Source organism: Myxococcus sp. CA033, assembly GCF_013336625.1.
GTDB classification, from domain to species: domain Bacteria; phylum Myxococcota; class Myxococcia; order Myxococcales; family Myxococcaceae; genus Myxococcus; species Myxococcus llanfairpwllgwyngyllgogerychwyrndrobwllllantysiliogogogochensis.
The window spans coordinates 98,579-116,134 of sequence record NZ_JABUMU010000017.1; the positions used below are offsets into that span (position 1 = coordinate 98,579).

The following is a 17,556-nucleotide window of genomic DNA, read 5'->3' on the forward strand; positions in this document are numbered from 1 at the left end:
GCGCGGTGTAGAAGGGCCGCCATGCGAATCGTCTCAGGCTCCGCGAAGGGCCGGGCCATTGCCGGCCCCAAGTCCACATCGCTTCACATCCGCCCCACGGCGGACCGTGTACGGGAGACCATCTTCAACGTGCTGGGCCAGTTCCTGGACGGGCAGAAAGTCCTGGACCTGTACGCGGGCACCGGCGCGCTGGGCCTGGAGGCCCTGTCCCGGGGCGCGGGGAGCGTGGTGCTGGTGGACCAGGACCGGGAGGCCCAGGCCCTCTGTCGGCAGAACACGGACGGGCTGGGCTTCACGAGCCAGGTGGAGCTGCTCGCCCAGCCGGTGGTCCGGGCGCTCGCGTTCCTGCAGCGGCGCAACGAGCGCTTCGAGCTCATCTTCGCGGACCCGCCCTATGCCGCGCGCGTCGTCGAGACGGTGCTGGACGGGGTGACGGGAGCGGCGCTGCTTTCGCCGGGCGGAATGCTCGTGGTGGAGCACGACAAGCGGGAGAATGCCCCGGATGCCCATGCGGGGTTGACCCTGGAGGACCAGCGTCGGTTCGGGGACACCCTGGTGAGCTTCTACCGGGCGCCCTGACCATTGCTTGACCGGCATCCGGGGCCGTTCGAGACTCCCTGTCACATGCCGGTCGCCATCTACCCAGGTTCGTTCGATCCGCTCACCAACGGGCACCTGAGCCTCATTCAGCGCAGCCTGAAGATGTTCGACAAGGTCATTGTCGCCATCGCGGTGAACCCGAAGAAGACCCCGCTCTTCACCGAGGACGAGCGACGCGACTTGATTCGCGACGCCGTGAAGGACCCGAGGGTGGAGGTCGACGCCTTCCACGGTCTCCTGGTGGACTACGTCAAGCGCCGGGGGGTGAGCGTCATCGTCCGGGGGCTCCGGGCGGTGTCGGACTTCGAATACGAGTTCCAGCTCGCCAACATGAACCGCAAGCTGGCGCCCACGGTGGAGACTGTCTTCATGATGACCGGGGAGGACTACTTCTACATCTCCTCCCAGCTCGTGCGGGAAGTCGCCTCTTTCAACGGTGACGTCACGGGGCTGGTTCCGCCCAACGTGCACGAGGCCCTGAAGGCGAAGTTCGCGCGGAAGACGTAGCCCCCTTCGCGGCACTTGTCGGGCCGGCGCCGCCGCGCTACGCATTCGCGCATGAAACTCGCCCGTCGGCTCCAGGCCATCAAGCCGTCTCCAACGCTCGCTCTCAACTCCCGCGCCAAGGCGCTCGCGGCCCAAGGCGTGGACGTGGTGGCCCTGGCGGCCGGCGAGCCGGACTTCGACACCCCGGACTACATCAAGCAGGCGGCCATCGACGCGCTGAAGGCCGGCTTCACGAAGTACACGGCCACGGCGGGAATCCCCGAGCTGCGCGAGGCCATCTGCCGCAAGCTGGAGCGCGACAACGGGCTGCGCTTCACGCCGGAACAGGTGCTCGTCACGTCCGGTGGCAAGCAGGCGCTCTACAACTTCTGCCAGGCGGTACTGGACGAGGGCGACGAGGTCCTCATCTTCTCGCCGTACTGGGTCAGCTATCCGGACATGGTGCGGCTGGCGGGCGCCACGCCCGTCATCGTCGCCACGCGCGAGGAGGACGGCTTCGCGCCGGACCCGGACGCCATCCGTCGCGCGCTCACGCCGCGCACGCGCGCCGTCATCATCAACAGCCCGGGCAACCCCACGGGCGCGGTGTACTCGCGCGCCGCGCTGGAGGGCATCGCCGACGCCGTGCGCGGCCATGACTGCCTCATCGTCACGGACGACATCTACGAGAAGCTCCTCTACACGGGCGAGCGGCTGGGCATCAGCGACGTGGCGCCGGACCTGGTGCCCCGGCTGGTGGTCGTCAACGGGATGAGCAAGGCGTACTCCATGACGGGCTGGCGCATGGGCTACGCGGCGGGGCCCCGGCCGGTGCTGTCCGCGATGCAGCTGGTGCAGGACCAGTCCACCTCCAACGCTTCGTCCATTGGCCAGAAGGCCGCGCTGGCGGCGCTGCAGGGGCCGCCGGACACCATCGCGATGATGGTGACGGAGTACCGCGCGCGCCGGGACTTCTTCGTGGGCGGCCTCAACGCGCTGGACGGGGTGCGGTGCCGGATGCCGGAGGGCGCCTTCTACGCGCTCGCGGACGTCCGGGGCCTCTACGGGCGGCCCTACAAGGGCAAGGCCGTGACGGGCTCCCTGCAGCTGTCGGAGATCCTCCTCGACGACTTCCGCGTGGCCGCCGTGCCGGGAGACCCGTTCGGCGCGGAGGGGTACATCCGCATGAGCTTCGCCACCTCGCGCGAGGTGCTCGGCAAGGGGCTTACGCGGCTGGGCGAGCTGGTCCAGGCGCTGCGCTGAAACCCTGGCTTCGAGCCCCGGCGTCCCCCAGAGGGTGTCGCCGGGGTGAGGCTCAATCCGTGTAGGCGAAGGCGCGGTGCTCGTCGCCGTACGGCTTGTAGACGAAGACGCCGGCGCGGCCGGAGAGGTTGCCCACGGCGACCCAGATGTCCTTCATGTTGCGCAGGTCCAGCCCGAGCCGGGCGGGGGCCTTGCCATACTTCTTCTCCATCGCCTCCAGCGTCATCACCTCCACGTCGAAGAGGGTGACCAGGTCCGTGCGCTTGAGGCGCAGCTGCTTCACCCACGCGGCCACCAGCTCCTCGGGTGTGCCGAAGCGCTTCTCCTCGAGCTGGAACGGGTAGAACAGCTCGTTGGCGGTGCTGCGCACGTCGCCCGTCAGCAGGCACTGGAAGAGGAAGCGCGCGCTCGTCTGGATGTCGCGCATCTTCACTTCTGTCGCCGACACCGGTCCCTCATCCGGAACGGGCGGGGGCAGCGCGAGGTCGGCCTTGGGCTGGGCTTGCGGTGGCATGGCGGCCGTCGTGGGCGGCGCCATGGGCTGGGCGGGTGGCGGCGTGGCCGCTGTCGCGGGCTTGGGCGCGGGAGGAGGCGCGGGAGTCTTCTCCGCGGTGGGCCTGGGCGCGGGAGGCGTCGTCTCCGCGGCGGGCTTGGGGGCAGGAGCCTTCTCCACGGCGGGCTTGGGCGCGGGGGGAGGCGTCGTCTCGGCGGCGGGCTGGGCCGGGGTGGGCGCGGCCTCGACGGGCTTGGGGGTCGGGGCGGGAGGGGGCTCGGCCTTCACGGGGGCCGAGGAGGCGGGTGCCTGGGGGGCGGGTGCCTGGGGGGCGGGCTCCTGGGCGGGCGGCGCGGCGGCGGGCTCGGGAGTCTCCGGCGCCTGGGCGAGCGCGGGCGCGGAGAGGGAGAGGATGAGGGCCAGGGACCAGCGACGCATGCGACCTCCGAGGACGGGCGGAGCGTAGCAGAGCCTGGGCACCGGGCGTCTGGGAGTCGGCTGTGGAAACCGGGCGTCCGGGCGGACGGACGTCACGTGCCACATAACATCCGTGCATGCGGAGTCAGACGTTGGTATTGGGGCGCCCCGATGCCTAAGCGTACCGATATCCGCAAGGTTCTGGTGATTGGCTCGGGCCCGATTGTCATCGGCCAGGCCGTCGAGTTCGACTACTCCGGTACTCAAGCCATCAAGGCTCTCCGGGATGAAGGCGTGGAGGTGGTGCTGCTCAACAGCAACCCCGCCACGGTGATGACCGACCCAGAATTCGCCTTTCGCACCTACATCGAGCCCATCACCGTGGAAGTGGCGGAGCGCATCCTCGCCGCCGAGCGGCCGGACTCGCTGCTGCCGACGATGGGAGGTCAGACGGCGCTCAACCTGGCCAAGGCCCTGGCCGAGCAGGGCATCCTGGAGAAGTACGGGGTGCGCCTGATTGGTGCCTCGCTGGAGGCCATCAACAAGGCGGAGGACCGGAAGCTCTTCAAGGCGGCCATGCAGAAGATCGGCGTGGCGCTGCCGAAGAGCGGCTACGCGACGACGCTGACGGAGGCGATGGCGCTGGTGGAGGAGATTGGCTTCCCGGCCATCATCCGCCCCTCGTTCACGCTCGGCGGCACCGGCGGTGGCATCGCCTACAACCGCGAGGAGTTCGAGAGCATCTGCCGCTCGGGCCTGAAGGCGAGCCCCAACTCCACCATCCTCGTGGAGGAGAGCGTGCTCGGCTGGAAGGAGTACGAGCTGGAGGTGGTCCGCGACACGGCGGACAACGTCATCATCGTCTGCTCGATTGAGAACCTGGACCCGATGGGAGTGCACACGGGTGACTCCATCACCGTGGCGCCCGCGCAGACGCTGACGGACCGCGAGTACCAGCGGATGCGGCAGGCGTCGCTGGCCATCATCCGGGAGATTGGCGTCGAGACGGGTGGCTCGAACATCCAGTTCGGCATCCATCCGAAAGATGGCCGCATGGTGGTCATCGAGATGAACCCGCGCGTGTCGCGCTCCAGCGCGCTGGCGTCGAAGGCGACGGGGTATCCCATCGCGAAGATCGCCGCGAAGCTGGCGCTGGGCTACACGCTGGACGAGCTGCGCAACGACATCACCCGTGACACGCCGGCCTCGTTCGAGCCGACGCTGGACTACGTGGTGGTGAAGATTCCGCGCTTCAACTTCGAGAAGTTCCCGCACGCGGACCGGACGCTGACCACGAGCATGCGCTCGGTGGGCGAGGTGATGGCCATTGGCCGGACCTTCCCCGAGGCGTACATGAAGGCGCTGCGCTCCATGGAGTTGGGGCGCGTGGGGCTGGAGCCGCCCGAGCTGCCCGTGGAGAAGGAGGAGCGCGAGAAGGTGCTGCGCGAGGCGCTGCGGATTCCGCGCCCGGAGCGGCCCTGGTTCGTGGCCCAGGCGTTTCGCGAGGGCCTGACGGTGGAGGACGTGAACGCGCTGTCCAACATCGACCCGTGGTTCCTGCGCTACATCGAGATGCTGGTTCGCGAGGGCCAGTCCATCCAGGAGTACGGCCGGTTGGATCAGCTCCCGGACGAGGTGCTCCGGCAGGCGAAGGCGCACGGCTTCTCCGACAAGTACCTGGGCAAGCTGCTCGGCTACCCGGAGGAGGAGGTGCGGGCGCACCGGCACGCGCGCAACATCCGTCCCGTGTTCAAGCGGGTGGACACGTGCGCCGCGGAGTTCGAGGCCTTCACGCCGTACCTGTACTCGACCTACGAGGAAGAGGACGAGGCGCCGCCGACGGACCGCCAGAAGGTGCTCATCCTGGGCAGCGGGCCCATCCGCATCGGTCAGGGCATCGAGTTCGACTACGCGTGCGTGCACGCGGCCTTCGCGCTGCGCGAGGCCGGGTACGAGACGGTGATGGTCAACTGCAACCCGGAGACGGTGTCCACGGACTACGACACGTCGGACCGGCTCTACTTCGAGCCGCTGACGATTGAAGACGTGCTGGAGGTGTCGCAGCGCGAGAAGCCGGTGGGCGCCATCGTCCAGTTCGGCGGACAGACGCCGCTGCGCATCTCCGTGCCGCTGGAGAAGGCGGGCCTGCCGATTCTCGGCACGTCGCCGGACGCCATCGACCGGGCGGAGGACCGCGAGCGCTTCAGCACGCTCATCGAGAAGCTGGGGCTGACGCAGCCGGAGAACGGGGTGGCGCGCAGCCACGCGGAGGCGTTCAAGGTGGCCGAGCGCATCGGCTACCCGGTGATGGTGCGTCCCTCGTACGTGCTGGGTGGGCGCGCGATGGAGACGGTGTACGACGCGTCCAGCCTGGAGCGGTACATGCGCGAGGCGGTGAGTGCGTCGCCCGAGCATCCGGTGCTGATTGATCGCTTCCTGAAGGACGCGATTGAGGTGGACCTGGACCTGGTCGCGGACCGGACGGGTGCGGTGATGATTGGCGGGGTGCTGGAGCACATCCAGGAGGCGGGTGTGCACTCGGGTGACGCGGCGGCGACGCTGCCGCCGCACTCGCTGCCGCCGGACCTGGTGGAGCGGATGAAGGACCAGGCCATCGCGCTCGCGCGGGAGTTGGGCGTGGTGGGCCTGATGAACGTGCAGTTCGCCATCCAGGGGAAGACCATCTACATCCTGGAAGTGAACCCGCGTGCGAGCCGCACGGTGCCGTTCATCTCGAAGGCCACGGGTGTGGCGATGGCGAAGATTGCCGCGCTGTGCATGGTGGGCAAGACGCTGAAGGAGCTCAACGCGACGCAGGAGCCGGAGATGCGGCACGTGGCGGTGAAGGAGAGCGTGTTCCCCTTCGCGCGCTTCGCGGGCGTGGACGTGATTCTCGGGCCGGAGATGAAGTCCACGGGCGAGGTGATGGGGCTGGCGCAGGACTACGCGACGGCCTTCGCCAAGAGCCAGTTGGCGGCGGGGGTGAAGCTGCCCAAGAGCGGCAAGGTGTTCATCTCGGTCAAGGATGACGACAAGCCGGCGGTGGTGGACTTGGCGCGGCGGCTGCGGTCCATGGGCTTCTCGCTCATCGTGACGGCGGGGACGCACAAGTACCTGGCGACGAAGGGAATCGACGCGCAGGTGGTGCAGAAGGTGAAGGAGGGCCGGCCGAACATCGTCGACAAGATTGTCGACGGGGAGATTGTGTTGGTCATCAACACGACCTTCGGCAAGCAGGAGATCTCCGACAGCTTCTCCATCCGCCGTGAGGCATTGATGCACTCGGTGCCGTATTACACGACGGTGCAGGCGGCGCGCATGGCGGTGGGCGCGCTGGAGGCGCTCAAGCGCACGGACCTGGATGTGAAGCCGCTGCAGGAGTACCTGGGCATCACCAGCACGGTGCCGGGCAAGACTCGGCGGTAGGACGCGCTTCGGGATGTTCCGAACGGCCCCGTTCCCCCGTGGGAGCGGGGCCGTTTGCGTTGATGCCTCCGCGCATCGGCTCTCCCAGGCGGGTTTTAGAGGCAGAGTCCGTCTAGCGGAGTTTGGCGGGCTGAAAGACAATCGTGGGGTATGCGGCGCTGAGGGCCGTGGAGTTCGGCTCAACGCGCCCGTGTGAAGGTCAGTGTCAGCGAGTTGATGGCAGGAGACATGGACACGGAGATCGTTCCTACCTTGAGCTCTTCGCGCGTCAGGGTATGGCTGAGCGTCGCGACCTCGTCGTCGAACAGGGTGTCGATGTCGAAGACCTTGATTTCAATGGGGTGGGTGAGCAGCAGCTCCGCCGACACGCTGCAGCCGCCCGTGGTCCACTGAGGAGTCAGGCTGGAGATCTCGGGTGTGCGAGTGACCAGCGGTTCGCCGCCAGGATTCGGACAGCGAAGCTCGACGACAACGTCGGGGACGGAGCCGTCCAGGTCCCAGTCGCTGTCGTCAGTCGGGTCTCGGGGAGAGAGGACTGCCTGGGTGGGTTGGATGGCGATGAGAGCGGCGGAGTCCACCTCACACTCACGGCGCTCGACATTGCAGATGGTCAGGCCGAGGCATGCCGAGCAGAAGACACCACTGTTTCCGCATGCGCTCGTGGCGGTGCCCGCGATGCAGGTGGTGCCCTGGCAGCATCCCGTGCATGAGTCGGGTGTGCATTCCACCAGGGGAAGTGGCACGGGGTCGGAGGAGTCTCCGCAACCGCCTTCGTCTGCTCCGATGAGTAGCGTTGCCAGGACGACGACGACCAGGGTTCTGTACATGGATGGATTTGAAGAGGAAGAGCTTCGTTGAAAGTTTGAGAATTGGTGGGACGTCAGGGCCCCCAAATCGCCTGACGGCCGCTCTCCTCGAGATTGAGGAGCAGGACCCTTCGTCCATCGTCTGTCCTGGATTCGATGGTGACGATTCGCTTGAAGGGGATGCTGACGACCTGATTTCTGTCCGCAGTGGCCCTGGGCGACATGACGACATTGACCGGACGGCCCATGTCCAGCGCCTTGGCAGTGGTCGGTTGCACGTAGCCCACCAGGCAGAACGCGTCGCCCTGGAGGTGATGAATCTCGAACGCCTCCGCCGAGGACTTCTCGAGGATTCTGGCCGAGCGCAGCAGATAGGCTTGGTCCAGGGACACGAATGCGTAGCTTCTGTCGGGCATCTCCGACGTTCGGATTCCCTGGGGACTTCGCACCAGGAGCCTGACTCGATTCTGCGTTCGCAATGCCTCCAGGGTAGCGGGCGGACCGAAGGGGACTGGGGCGAGAGTGATGGGGCTCTCGGTACGTGGCGGAGGTGCGACCCTGGCGGGCTGCCGGACGACAGGGTCGAGCCCGGTCCCAGGCCGGTCTCCTTGAGGGCTTCGTTCAGGGGCACGCGTCACCCACTCATGGCCCAGGGTTCCCACCACCCCGACCAGTGCCAGACTCGCCAGGAGCCAGGCTGTGTGTGGCCGGGACTCAGGAGGAGGCGTCGCGTCTTTGGCTGCCTTGACCGAGCGCGCCTTGCGGGGACGCTTCACCGTAGCTTCAGGCGCGGGGCTGGGCACGGAGGGCGCATGGGGAGGCGCGGGCAGAACGGCTCCCCGGTCGCCTATCGTCGGGCTGGACGGGGCAGGTGGTGCTGAAGCGACGATGGGGAGGGCGGGCCGAGTCGAGACGCCCACGCGACGGTCCATGGCGTCATGTAGGGCCTTGAAAAGCACGTGGCAGTTGATGCCTCCGTACTCGCGAAACCACCCGCGGCCATAGAGCGAGCTTATGCTTGAGAAGAGCCGCTTGTATCGATGTTGTATCTCTTCCGGTTTTGACTCGTAGAAAGCCCAGACGATGTCGACATTCGCGAGGGTGTCGTAACCACACTCCGCGAGGGCGCGAGTGATGATGTCGTCCCATCCTCCGTACCCGACGACGAGGAGCGTGTACTCGCGAAGGAGCGTGTGGATGGAGGCTTTGAGGTGGTTTCGCTCCTGGGTCAACTGAGCCTTGGTGTGGAGCGTATCCGCGCCGTTCCAGTATCCGTGCAGGTGCACGATAGCGTGGTCATCGCTTTCGGTTCTGACCGCATCCAGGCGCCCGTCCGCATGAAGGATGGTCTGGGAGACTCGGCCGCCGGCCTGGCGAATGGCGATGGTGAGCAGTGGGTCGAAGTTCGTGGTCAGGATGGGCCCGAAGCGGTCGCGATGTGCGACGACCAGCCTGCCGAGATCCCGCGTTGCCGCTGGAGGGGCCCATCCGGGCGTGTCCCGATCAAGCTCCTGATCGGGCCGTACGCCGCTGGCGGCTGGGTCGAGCCGCGATTGAAGCACGGCCTCGCGGACGACCTGGTTGACGGTCTGCTGATCATGCCACTTCAGCAGGAATCGCATGGCGTGCTGGTACTTCTGGGTGCCGTCATCCTGGGCGATGGCGGCCTCGAACTTCGCCTGGAGTTCGGTGCCGACTGCCCGTTGGGCGACCTTGAGCATCTCGGTGGTGCCGGGGACTCCAGGGGCCCCGGGCTTGTCTGCCATGGACAGGGCAGATCCCACGAGAAGCGCGATCTTCTTGCGCCCCATGCTCAACGCGTGGACGAGCGCATCAAGCGATTCCAGTCGTTCAGTGGATTCTGCTGACATGTGCGGTGCGCTGCTCCGACGCTTCAGGCTCCGGAAGCGGATTCGGAGGTGGAGCCACCTCCGTCGACGGGGGAGCTGCTCTGGCGCCGTGCCTCTTCTTCATAGGCGACCAGGACCAAGGAGCGGAGCTTCTCGATGTCTGTGGCCGCATTGAAGTAGACGCGGCTCTTGCCGATGCCATCCGGCGCCGACTCGACCTCGAAGCCAGGGGACAGCATCGCGGCCTGCTCCAGCGGGAGTCTCGTCACCAGGGACTTCTTCTTCCCGTTGGTGAAGGCACGCAGGAACCAGGACGTCACCTTGCCCAGGTTGATGCCGAAGTAGGTCGTCGAATCCTTGTAGCTGATGGATTGCCTGAGCGCGGATTCGGAACACATGCGCTGGACGATCCGGAAGATCTCCAGTTCCACCTCGGTCGTCTCGACCTGGGCGACGCCGGGTGCTTCGCTGGCCTCCGCGGCGCGCTGGAGGGCTTCCGCCGGAATCGCCGTGACGGTCGGCGGGGGAGGCGAGTTCTGGGCGATCTCCTGCTGGATGGACTTCGTCATCATGTCCAGCAGGGTCGTCTGGATGGACTTCTTGACGATGGGAACGAACCGCTCGACGACGCTGCGCGTGACGCGCCCCGAGACCAGCTCGACCTCGGCCAGTAGGAACCGGACGAAGCTCTCCGAAGGGTTTCGGAGCAGCTCGTTGATGAGTGCCGTCACCTTGCCCACGAAGATGATTTCCTCCGCGTGGCCCTGGATGGATGTCGCGTCGAAGAACTCCTTGGTGAAAGGACGGAGCAGCTCCACGTCCCGGTCGGTGAACGCGAGGACGTTGAACTCCAGGAAGGGCACCGCATCCATCACATTGGGAGACTGAAGGTCGGTGAAGAACCGGTAGCGAATGCCATTCGTCACCACCCCGATGCGCACGGAAGGCGTGGCATTGAAGTAGCGGGCGAGCTGGCCATCATGGTCTTCCGGAGCGGCATCCGTGGCCTTGCACTCGATGAACTGGGCCGGCTGCCCTTTCAGGTGCAGTGCGTAGTCGACCTTCTCCATGACGCCCCCGCGCTTCTTGGCGAAGTCAGCGACGTATTCGGGCTGCGTCTCCGTGGGGTCGTAGATGTCGTAGCCGAGCGCTTGAATGAAGGGGAGGATGAGGGCTTGTTTCGTGGCCTCTTCGCCCTTGATGAACGCCTGACGCTTCCGGACCTGCTCCGAGAGAAGTCGCAAATCCTCACCAAGGCCCATGTCATTCCCCCAGAGTCCGCGTGGCGGGTCGCCACGGGACGCTGACGCTAACGCAGCGCGCTCCCGATTCCCAAACACCAGGCATCCACAATGTCTGGCGTCAAGGTCGGCATTGACACCGCATTGGGATTTGACCCTGCCGGGCAGGGAGTTTCGCTGGGGCCCGAGGAGTCCTGCCTTCTGGCCGTGGGGCCAGGCCCCACATGGTAGGTGCAGGCTAGGGCAGGGTGGTCGGAAACGCTTCCCGGGCCCCTCTCTGGCGGCTACCCTTTGACGCGTTGCTCCGCCCCCCTGTCTGACGCCTCGTCCGAGGAGCCCGCCGCATGTCGTCGTCCTTGCCCCCCGCCTTCAATCCCGCGACCGTGGACGTGGAGGGTTTCCACCGAGAGCTGAAGGCGTTGCGGCAGGAACTCGACGCGAACCTGGGGGAAGCGGACGCGAAGCACCTTCGTAAAATCGAGCGCTGGGGCCGTGTGGGCACGCTGCTCGGCATCGCCACCTGCTGGCTCGCCCCCAATCCCTTCAGCGCCGCCGCGCTCAGCCTGGGCCGCTCCACGCGCTGGCTCCTCATGCACCACGTGGGACACCGAGGCTATGACCGCGTCCCGGGGCTGCCCGCGTCACGCACTGGCAAGGGCTTCGCCAAGGGCGGCCGGCGCTACCTCGACTGGCTCGACTGGATGCTGCCCGAGGCCTGGGTCTTCGAGCACAACGTCCTGCACCACTCGCACACCGGTGAGGACGCGGACCCGGACCTCCTGGAGCGCAACGCCGAAGGCACGCTGCGCAACCCGTCCCGGCCGCTAGCGCTGCGCTACATCCAGCTCACGCTGCTGGCGCTCACCTGGCGCGCCTCGTACTACGCCCCCGAGACGCTGAGCGCCCTGCGCCGCAAGGGCCGCCGTGACGGTGGGGCCCTCACGGGCGCCGAGTGGAAGGAACTCCTGCTCCAGTGCTACCTGCCGTATGCCGCCGTCCAGTTCGTGCTCTTCCCCGCGCTGTTCCTCGTCATCGGCCCGTGGGCCGCGTTCAGCGCGTTCTGCAACTCGTTGATGGCGGACGTGCTCACCAGCGTCCACACCTTCCTGGTGGTCGGTCCCAACCACACCGGCGAGGACCTGTACCGCTTCGACGACAAGCCCGCGAACAAGGGCGAGCGCTACGTCCAGCAGGTCATCGGCAGCGCGAACTACCGGACGGGCGGAGACCTGAACGACTTCGCGCACCTGTGGCTCAACTACCAGATTGAACACCACATCTGGCCCGACCTGCCGATGCTCAAGTACCGCGAGGCGCAACCGAAGGTCCGAGCCCTCTGCGAGAAGTACGGCATCCCCTACGTGCAGGAGAGTGTCTGGACGCGCGTGCGGAAGATGATCGACGTGGTGGTGGGCAAGGCCTCCATGCGGAAGCTCGCGCCTCGTGAGCGCTCGGAAGCGCCCGTTGACGCCGAGGAAGTGCTCCAGGCCCACGTAGCCTGAGTGCCGTGCCCGCCGCGAGTCAGCCTGGTGATGCGCGGCGCTGCCTGGGGAGCGCGCGCCGGACCAGGGTCTTCTCCGGGACGCTCTCTTTGTCCTCTCGGCTGAGGACCTCGACGTCGACGACTCGTGCGCCATCCGCGGAGGCAGGGGGGCCGAGTGTCACCACCAACACTCGGTACGCCTCCTCCAGCCGCTTGTGCAGCTTGATGAAGTTCACCTGCGCGGTGCCGGGCATGTCCTCGGTGTACGTGAAGTACCAGCGCAGCTCGTCCAGGTTGCTGTAGTACCGGTCGATGACGGCCTGTTCCTGCTCCGGAAGGTGGATGAGCTGTTCGAACGCGCCGTCGGCGTAGCGCGAGGCGATGGTGTCGAGCAGCGGCTCTCGACTGCGCAGGCGCGAGAAGAGGGCGAACATCTCGTCACGTCGAGCTTCCAGCCGGCGCATGATGCCGGCGGCGTCCATTGCAAGCAGGTTGCGGACGCGGTCGGCTATCTCATCAGCCTTCTTGCGGCGAGCCATGGCCGCACAGCCTAGTCCCCCCGCCCGAGTCGAGCCAATGGGGGGCCGGTGGGTCAGTAGACCCGCAGGAGCCTGGGCTGACAGACGAAGCGCGGGTTGCGGAAGTCGATGACCTCGATTTCGCCCGTGGTCTCCTCGAAGCGGCCCGCCAGGAGGCCCGCGGCCACGGCTGAGGCGACGTAGAGGCTGTCCTGTCCCTTGAGCTCCTTGAGCTTGCGGAAGTAGACGACGCGCCCCTCGACGGACCAGAGCGTGTGGATGCCAGTGGCTTTCACGCCTCGCGCCCCATCGGGAGGAGCACCGAGCTTCGCGAGCGAGGAGGGCACGCCATTCAGCACGAAGGCGTCGTAGGCCGGATTGCCGCTCAGCGTCACGAGCTTCGCGTCACGCAAGGTGCCATCCGAGTCCTGATGCAACTCAAGGGTGACGATGAGCTTCGCCCCTCCACCGCCCGCGAGTTTCTGCATCTCGTCGCCCGCCTGGACGCGACCGCGCAGGCCCTCCATCGAATAGTCGCCGGAGGAGTCGCCCAAGCGATTCTGGAGGGCCTGGAGTTGCTCTGACCCGGTAGGGGCGTTGGGGGTGGGGCCGCCCGGGTTGCCCGTGGCTCCGTAGTTCTTCGATTGCGAGGCCCAGGAGGTCTTGGCCTGATGGAGCAGGCTCGTGCCCGGGAACACCGGAGCGTCCTCGAGGCCCTTCTCGAGCGCCTTGCGCAGTCGACTGAAGTACGGGTCGATCAACCCGTTCGCCACGCGCAGGGTGGCCTGTTGGTCGTCGATGACGCCTTGTACTCGGCCACTGACACGTCCGCGTTCCTCGGCGGCGAGGGCTTCGCGCGACGGGCCTGCGTCTCCGGGGCGCAGGGTGCGCCCACTCTGAATGGGGATGCCCGAGGGCCTGGAATCTCCTCCGGGCATGAGCGTGGAGGGCAGGGGAAAGAGCTGGTCCGCAGGACGACGTGGACCGCGAGGAGCGGTCTCTCCGGCGAGCAAACCCATGGGAGTGTCCGCGTGCCGAAATTCGGGCTCTTCGCGCGCGGCGACAGGAGGCGGGGTGTTGTGTGGAGACGCACTGGCCTCCGTGGGGCCCATCGCGAGAGGACGTGTCTCGGGTCGCGCATCGAGGGAGCCCTCGGATGGTGCTGTCGTCGGGGAGTCACGTGCAGCGGTCGGGTGGGACAGCGCGTCTGGAGATACGGCCTCGGGGGCCTGTTCTTGCCCCTCGGTCACGGCATCGGGCGGTGTTCCGGGCCGCGAGGCGACGCTGTTGGAGGCCGCTTCTGGGGGCTGGGCTGAGGCTTCAGCGTTCTCGCGAGCAGGAGGAGGGGGCTCGGCGGGCGGAGGCTTGATGGGGGGAAGGGAGGGCCGCTGTGGCGTCGTCGATGGGGGTTGGTTCGCGGGTGCGGGAGGCTTGGCTCGCGGTGCGGTGATGACCTCCACGAACAGGGGAGGCGGGCGCGAGGGAGCCGGTGTGGGACGCACAGGCGGCGTCTCGTCCCAAAGCAGGGCGAGCAGGGCCGCGTGGATGACGAGTGAGACCAGGGCGGCCCACCCGAAGCGCCGAAACCGCTGCATCGCGACTCCCACATTCCCTGGCAAGTTCCACGGGTTGCCGCCGTGGGGGCTTCCAGAGCCGGCCCTCTGTCCTCGAAAGTCTACCCGGCTTCAATTCCCGGGTCGCGAGCCCTACGGAAGAGAGGCTTCGGGATTGCGTGCCCACGCGTTCCCGCGGACTGGAGTCGTGTGATGCAGAACGCTTCCTGTCGTGACGCGTGGCTGTTCAGGTGTGCGGGAATCGTGGCGGGTTGATGGCCGACAGGTCGCGCTTTCGATTGAGGTCGTCGTGAGGGGCCCTGCTACGCTTGCGTCATGGTGCTCAAGATCGTCCAAGCAGGAGAACCCGTGCTTCGGCAGAAGGCGCGAGACCTGACGCCGGAGGAGATTGGCAGTCCCGAGATTCAGCGGCTCATCGTGTTGATGCGCGACACGATGCGAGATGCGCCAGGAGTAGGACTCGCTGCGCCGCAGGTCGGTGTGGGCCTGAGGCTGGTGGTTGTCGAGGACCGGGCCGAGTACCAGGCCGGTGTGTCGCCCTCAGACCTGTCGGACCGGGAGCGGACGCCGGTGCCATTCCACGTGCTCATCAATCCAAAGTTGACGGTGGAAGATGCGACGCCCGCCGAGTTTCATGAGGGCTGCCTGAGTGTCGCGGGCTTCGCGGCGCTCGTGGCTCGGGCGCGAGGCGTGCGGGTGGATGCGCTGGACGAGCAGGGCAGGCCGGTGACGATTCGGGCGACGGGGTGGTACGCGCGCATCCTCCAGCACGAGCTGGACCATCTGGATGGCACGCTCTACGTGGACCGGATGGAGACGCGCAGCTTCGCGACGGCGGAGAACCACCGGCGCTACTGGGCGGGGCGCACCACCGCCGAGGTGCGGGCTGCACTCGGGCTGGCACCGGGGCGCGAGAAGTCGTCGACCTGAACGGCTTTCATTGGGGAGGGTGAGGCCCTCGGCCTGGGTGTGGGGTTGTCGCTGGCAGCAGGTTGCTCGTTGGCTCGGAGGAACACGGATGCCTGTCGTGCGCGAAGACGTCACCACGCCTGTCATTATCGGCCGCTCGAGTTCTCACTTCACACGCATCGCGCGGATGTTCGCCGCGGAGCTGCGTGTCGACTACTCCTTCCGTGTCCTGCGAGACCTCCTGTCCTCGAATCCGGAGGACTACGGGGGCAACCCCGCACTGCGGATTCCGGTCATGCAAACGTCCCGAGGTGTCTGGTTCGGGGCGCTCAACGTCTGCCGGGAGCTTCGTCGGATGTCGAGCCTCACGCCTCGCGTGGTTTGGCCCGAGGACCTGGAGGCTCCGGTGCTCGCAAATGCGCAGGAGCTTGTCCTTCAGGCCATGTCGACGGAAGTGACGTTGATCATGTCCAAGCTGGGGGGCACGGGAGAGAGTGCCCATCAGTCGAAGATGCGAACGGGGCTGGTCAGCATGATGTCGTGGCTGGAGGAGAACACGACGCCGGTGCTCGCCGCGCTTCCACCGGATCGGGACCTGAGCTTTCTGGAGGTCACGCTCTTCTGCCTCGTGAAGCATCTGGAGTTTCGGGAGGTCTTGCCGACGGCCTCCTACGAAGAACTCAACGCGTTCTGTCAGCGGTTCGAGACGCGAGCCTCCAGCCAGGAGACGACCTTTCGTTTCGACACGTGAGTTCGGCGTGCCTCAATCGAGGAAGCGACGCTCCCATCGAAGCAACTCGTCCGCGGGGAGTCCGAGGCTGTAGGGATGTTTCTCGTGAAAGAGCCAGGGCTCCAGGACGCGGGCCAGCTCGCGGTATGCGGGCAGGGTGTTGTCGTGCAGGGTGTCACCGGCCTCGGGCCAGGAGCCCAGGGTGATGATGGCGCTGTCTCCGGGAAGGGCGTCGACGGTGGTGCCTGGCGCGCGGAGTTGCTCACGAAGTGCCGACACGCCACCAAGGCCCGCGAGTGCAGGCTGGCCGAGGAAGGTGAGCCATGCGGGTCCGCGCACGCGGGTGCCGAGCTCCCAGGAGACGTGCTCCAGTTCGAGGAGGTCCAGGCCTGGGTAGCGAAAGCACACCTTGCGGACCTCGGCCATCATCCCGGCGACATCAAGTTCGCCATTGAAGGCGAGGCCCACATGTCCCGAGCAGAACGGCAGGAGGCTTGCGATCTTGAGTGCCAGCTCACGCACCTTGGCGGGTCCGTTCTGTTCCAGGTACTCGGTCGGTAGCCAGAAGCGCACCGCGCAGACAGGGTGGCGTTTTTCAGGGCCTAGCGCGGCGTCAGGCGGCTTACCGAAGTACTCGAACCGGTATTGATAGCGTGCGTCTTCCTCATCGTGCAGCAGGAGCAGCGGCGCTTTCCGTTCGAGAAGCTTCGCGCGGACGAATGACCACTCCTGTTCTGTCAGGTCAATCCACTCGCCATCCTCGCTGGCATATCTCCCGATGGCGTTGGGGCCGATTGCTTGCAGATACGCCTCCATTGCCGCGACGATCGCTTGAGCGATTTCCTGATGGGGGCGGTCCATGAAGAAGACGAAGCTCAACCCTTCGCGCACCAGAAGGAGTTCGCCATACATGAGACGAATTCGGGGGTAGTGATCACTCATGGCAGAACCCCCCAGCGCGGAAGGACTCGTGACGCGGGAACACCAAAGGCTTCCCTATAGATCATCTTCTGGGTCATGCCTCCGTATACGTGGCCCGCAGGGTACTCGTGCCATGGTGTCATGTTCGTTCCGGTGCAGGGAAACTTGAAATCGTAGATGGCATGGGCGCTGAGTGGATCTCCGTTGTGGATGACGAGATCGGGAACCAGTGTTCCCTTCAGCTCACTGCCGCAGCCCAACTTGAGGAGGCCGCGAGCTTCTTCCTCGCTGACCATCGCGAGAGTCCTGCGCGACTTGTCGTAACGGTAGCGCTGCTCGCGGCTGAAGCCTCCTGGGATGATTTTCTCCAGCGCCGCTTCACTACAATCGAGTGCCACGCGATGCATGAGACACCCGAGCTGCATGGCCAGAGTCATGCGGCGGTTGGATGCTTCATCGATGTGCGACTCATTGCACTCGCTGCGCGTGGGGGCCCGTCCGCCCCGGTGTTCGAGAAGCACGGAGGAGCGAGCCTGGTCCGCGCACTCCTTGAGGCGCTCCTCGATGAGCGCCTGGGTGGCGGAGTCGAGCACGCGAATCGCGGCGGCGGCGGTCCGGGTGGCGGAGACCATGGCCTGAATCGGCCGGACAGGAGGGACGACAGCTTCCTCTCCAGCGATGCGCGCGCACAGCTCCGGCCGCTGTCGACAACTGTTGGATGCCGAGTCGAACTCGTAGCGCCCTGTCGACGTGCGCTCGGGCGTGCCCGCGCAGGCCGCGAGCAGCAGCGCCCAGGCCCACATCCTTCGCCGTCGTCGGGATCGCTCCATCCGCGGTCC

Annotated in this window: 15 protein-coding genes; 7 read left to right on the forward strand and 8 right to left on the reverse strand. The window is 66.6% G+C overall.

What is annotated here, in order from left to right:
- Positions 1–21: 21 nt before the first annotated feature.
- From rsmD to HUA78_RS31050, 3 genes are read left to right on the forward strand one after another with little or no spacing between them, the layout of a single operon-like run.
- Positions 22–579, forward strand: coding sequence for a 16S rRNA (guanine(966)-N(2))-methyltransferase RsmD (gene rsmD / locus HUA78_RS31040; RefSeq protein WP_174477784.1), 558 nt, complete (start codon positions 22–24; stop codon positions 577–579).
- 45 nt (positions 580–624) lie between these two features.
- Positions 625–1,107 carry a pantetheine-phosphate adenylyltransferase gene (gene coaD / locus HUA78_RS31045; protein ID WP_141646023.1) on the forward strand — a complete coding sequence of 161 codons (483 nt, stop codon included), beginning with the start codon at positions 625–627 and terminating at the stop codon, positions 1,105–1,107.
- Positions 1,108–1,158: 51 nt separating this feature from the next.
- Positions 1,159–2,349, forward strand: coding sequence for a pyridoxal phosphate-dependent aminotransferase (locus HUA78_RS31050; protein WP_174459176.1), 1,191 nt, complete (start codon positions 1,159–1,161; stop codon positions 2,347–2,349).
- A gap of 52 nt (positions 2,350–2,401) precedes the next feature.
- Here HUA78_RS31050 and HUA78_RS31055 read toward each other — a convergent pair whose 3' ends face one another.
- Positions 2,402–3,280 (reverse strand): hypothetical protein, encoded by an 879-nt coding sequence (locus HUA78_RS31055; RefSeq protein WP_174477785.1) that lies wholly within the window; start codon positions 3,278–3,280, stop codon positions 2,402–2,404.
- Between the two features lie 150 nt (positions 3,281–3,430).
- Between HUA78_RS31055 and carB the strand changes: the two genes are divergently transcribed.
- Positions 3,431–6,685, forward strand: coding sequence for a carbamoyl-phosphate synthase large subunit (gene carB / locus HUA78_RS31060; RefSeq protein WP_141641247.1), 3,255 nt, complete (start codon positions 3,431–3,433; stop codon positions 6,683–6,685).
- Between the two features lie 179 nt (positions 6,686–6,864).
- Here carB and HUA78_RS45990 read toward each other — a convergent pair whose 3' ends face one another.
- From HUA78_RS45990 to HUA78_RS31075, 3 genes are all read right to left on the reverse strand, one after another.
- Positions 6,865–7,263, reverse strand: coding sequence for a hypothetical protein (locus HUA78_RS45990; RefSeq protein ID WP_174459174.1), 399 nt, complete (start codon positions 7,261–7,263; stop codon positions 6,865–6,867).
- A gap of 302 nt (positions 7,264–7,565) precedes the next feature.
- Positions 7,566–9,362, reverse strand: coding sequence for an SIR2 family protein (locus HUA78_RS31070; protein ID WP_174477787.1), 1,797 nt, complete (start codon positions 9,360–9,362; stop codon positions 7,566–7,568).
- A 23-nt stretch (positions 9,363–9,385) separates the two neighbouring features.
- Complete coding sequence (locus tag HUA78_RS31075) at positions 9,386–10,603, reverse strand: type I restriction endonuclease (protein ID WP_174459172.1); 1,218 nt, start codon at positions 10,601–10,603, stop codon at positions 9,386–9,388.
- Between the two features lie 323 nt (positions 10,604–10,926).
- Between HUA78_RS31075 and HUA78_RS31080 the strand changes: the two genes are divergently transcribed.
- A complete protein-coding gene (locus HUA78_RS31080) occupies positions 10,927–12,084 on the forward strand; it encodes a fatty acid desaturase (protein ID WP_174477788.1) in 1,158 nt (385 codons plus the stop codon).
- A gap of 19 nt (positions 12,085–12,103) precedes the next feature.
- Here HUA78_RS31080 and HUA78_RS31085 read toward each other — a convergent pair whose 3' ends face one another.
- Positions 12,104–12,604, reverse strand: coding sequence for a hypothetical protein (locus HUA78_RS31085; protein WP_174459170.1), 501 nt, complete (start codon positions 12,602–12,604; stop codon positions 12,104–12,106).
- A gap of 53 nt (positions 12,605–12,657) precedes the next feature.
- Entirely contained in the window at positions 12,658–13,521 is an 864-nt protein-coding gene (locus tag HUA78_RS31090) for a TonB C-terminal domain-containing protein (protein ID WP_254614407.1), read from the reverse strand.
- Between the two features lie 951 nt (positions 13,522–14,472).
- Between HUA78_RS31090 and def the strand changes: the two genes are divergently transcribed.
- Both def and HUA78_RS31100 read left to right on the forward strand, forming a co-directional pair.
- On the forward strand, positions 14,473–15,087 hold the full coding sequence (def, locus tag HUA78_RS31095) for a peptide deformylase (RefSeq protein ID WP_174467308.1): 615 nt from the start codon (positions 14,473–14,475) through the stop codon (positions 15,085–15,087).
- Between the two features lie 88 nt (positions 15,088–15,175).
- Positions 15,176–15,817, forward strand: a complete 642-nt coding sequence (locus HUA78_RS31100; RefSeq protein ID WP_174467309.1) for a glutathione S-transferase N-terminal domain-containing protein — start codon at positions 15,176–15,178, stop codon at positions 15,815–15,817.
- Positions 15,818–15,829: 12 nt separating this feature from the next.
- On the opposite strand, the gene HUA78_RS31105 is transcribed toward HUA78_RS31100, so the two are convergent.
- Positions 15,830–16,738, reverse strand: coding sequence for a DUF3396 domain-containing protein (locus HUA78_RS31105; RefSeq protein WP_174467310.1), 909 nt, complete (start codon positions 16,736–16,738; stop codon positions 15,830–15,832).
- Complete coding sequence (locus HUA78_RS31110) at positions 16,735–17,547, reverse strand: hypothetical protein (protein WP_174477789.1); 813 nt, start codon at positions 17,545–17,547, stop codon at positions 16,735–16,737. Before HUA78_RS31110 ends, HUA78_RS31105 begins: the two co-directional genes overlap by 4 nt.
- Positions 17,548–17,556: the final 9 nt, after the last annotated feature.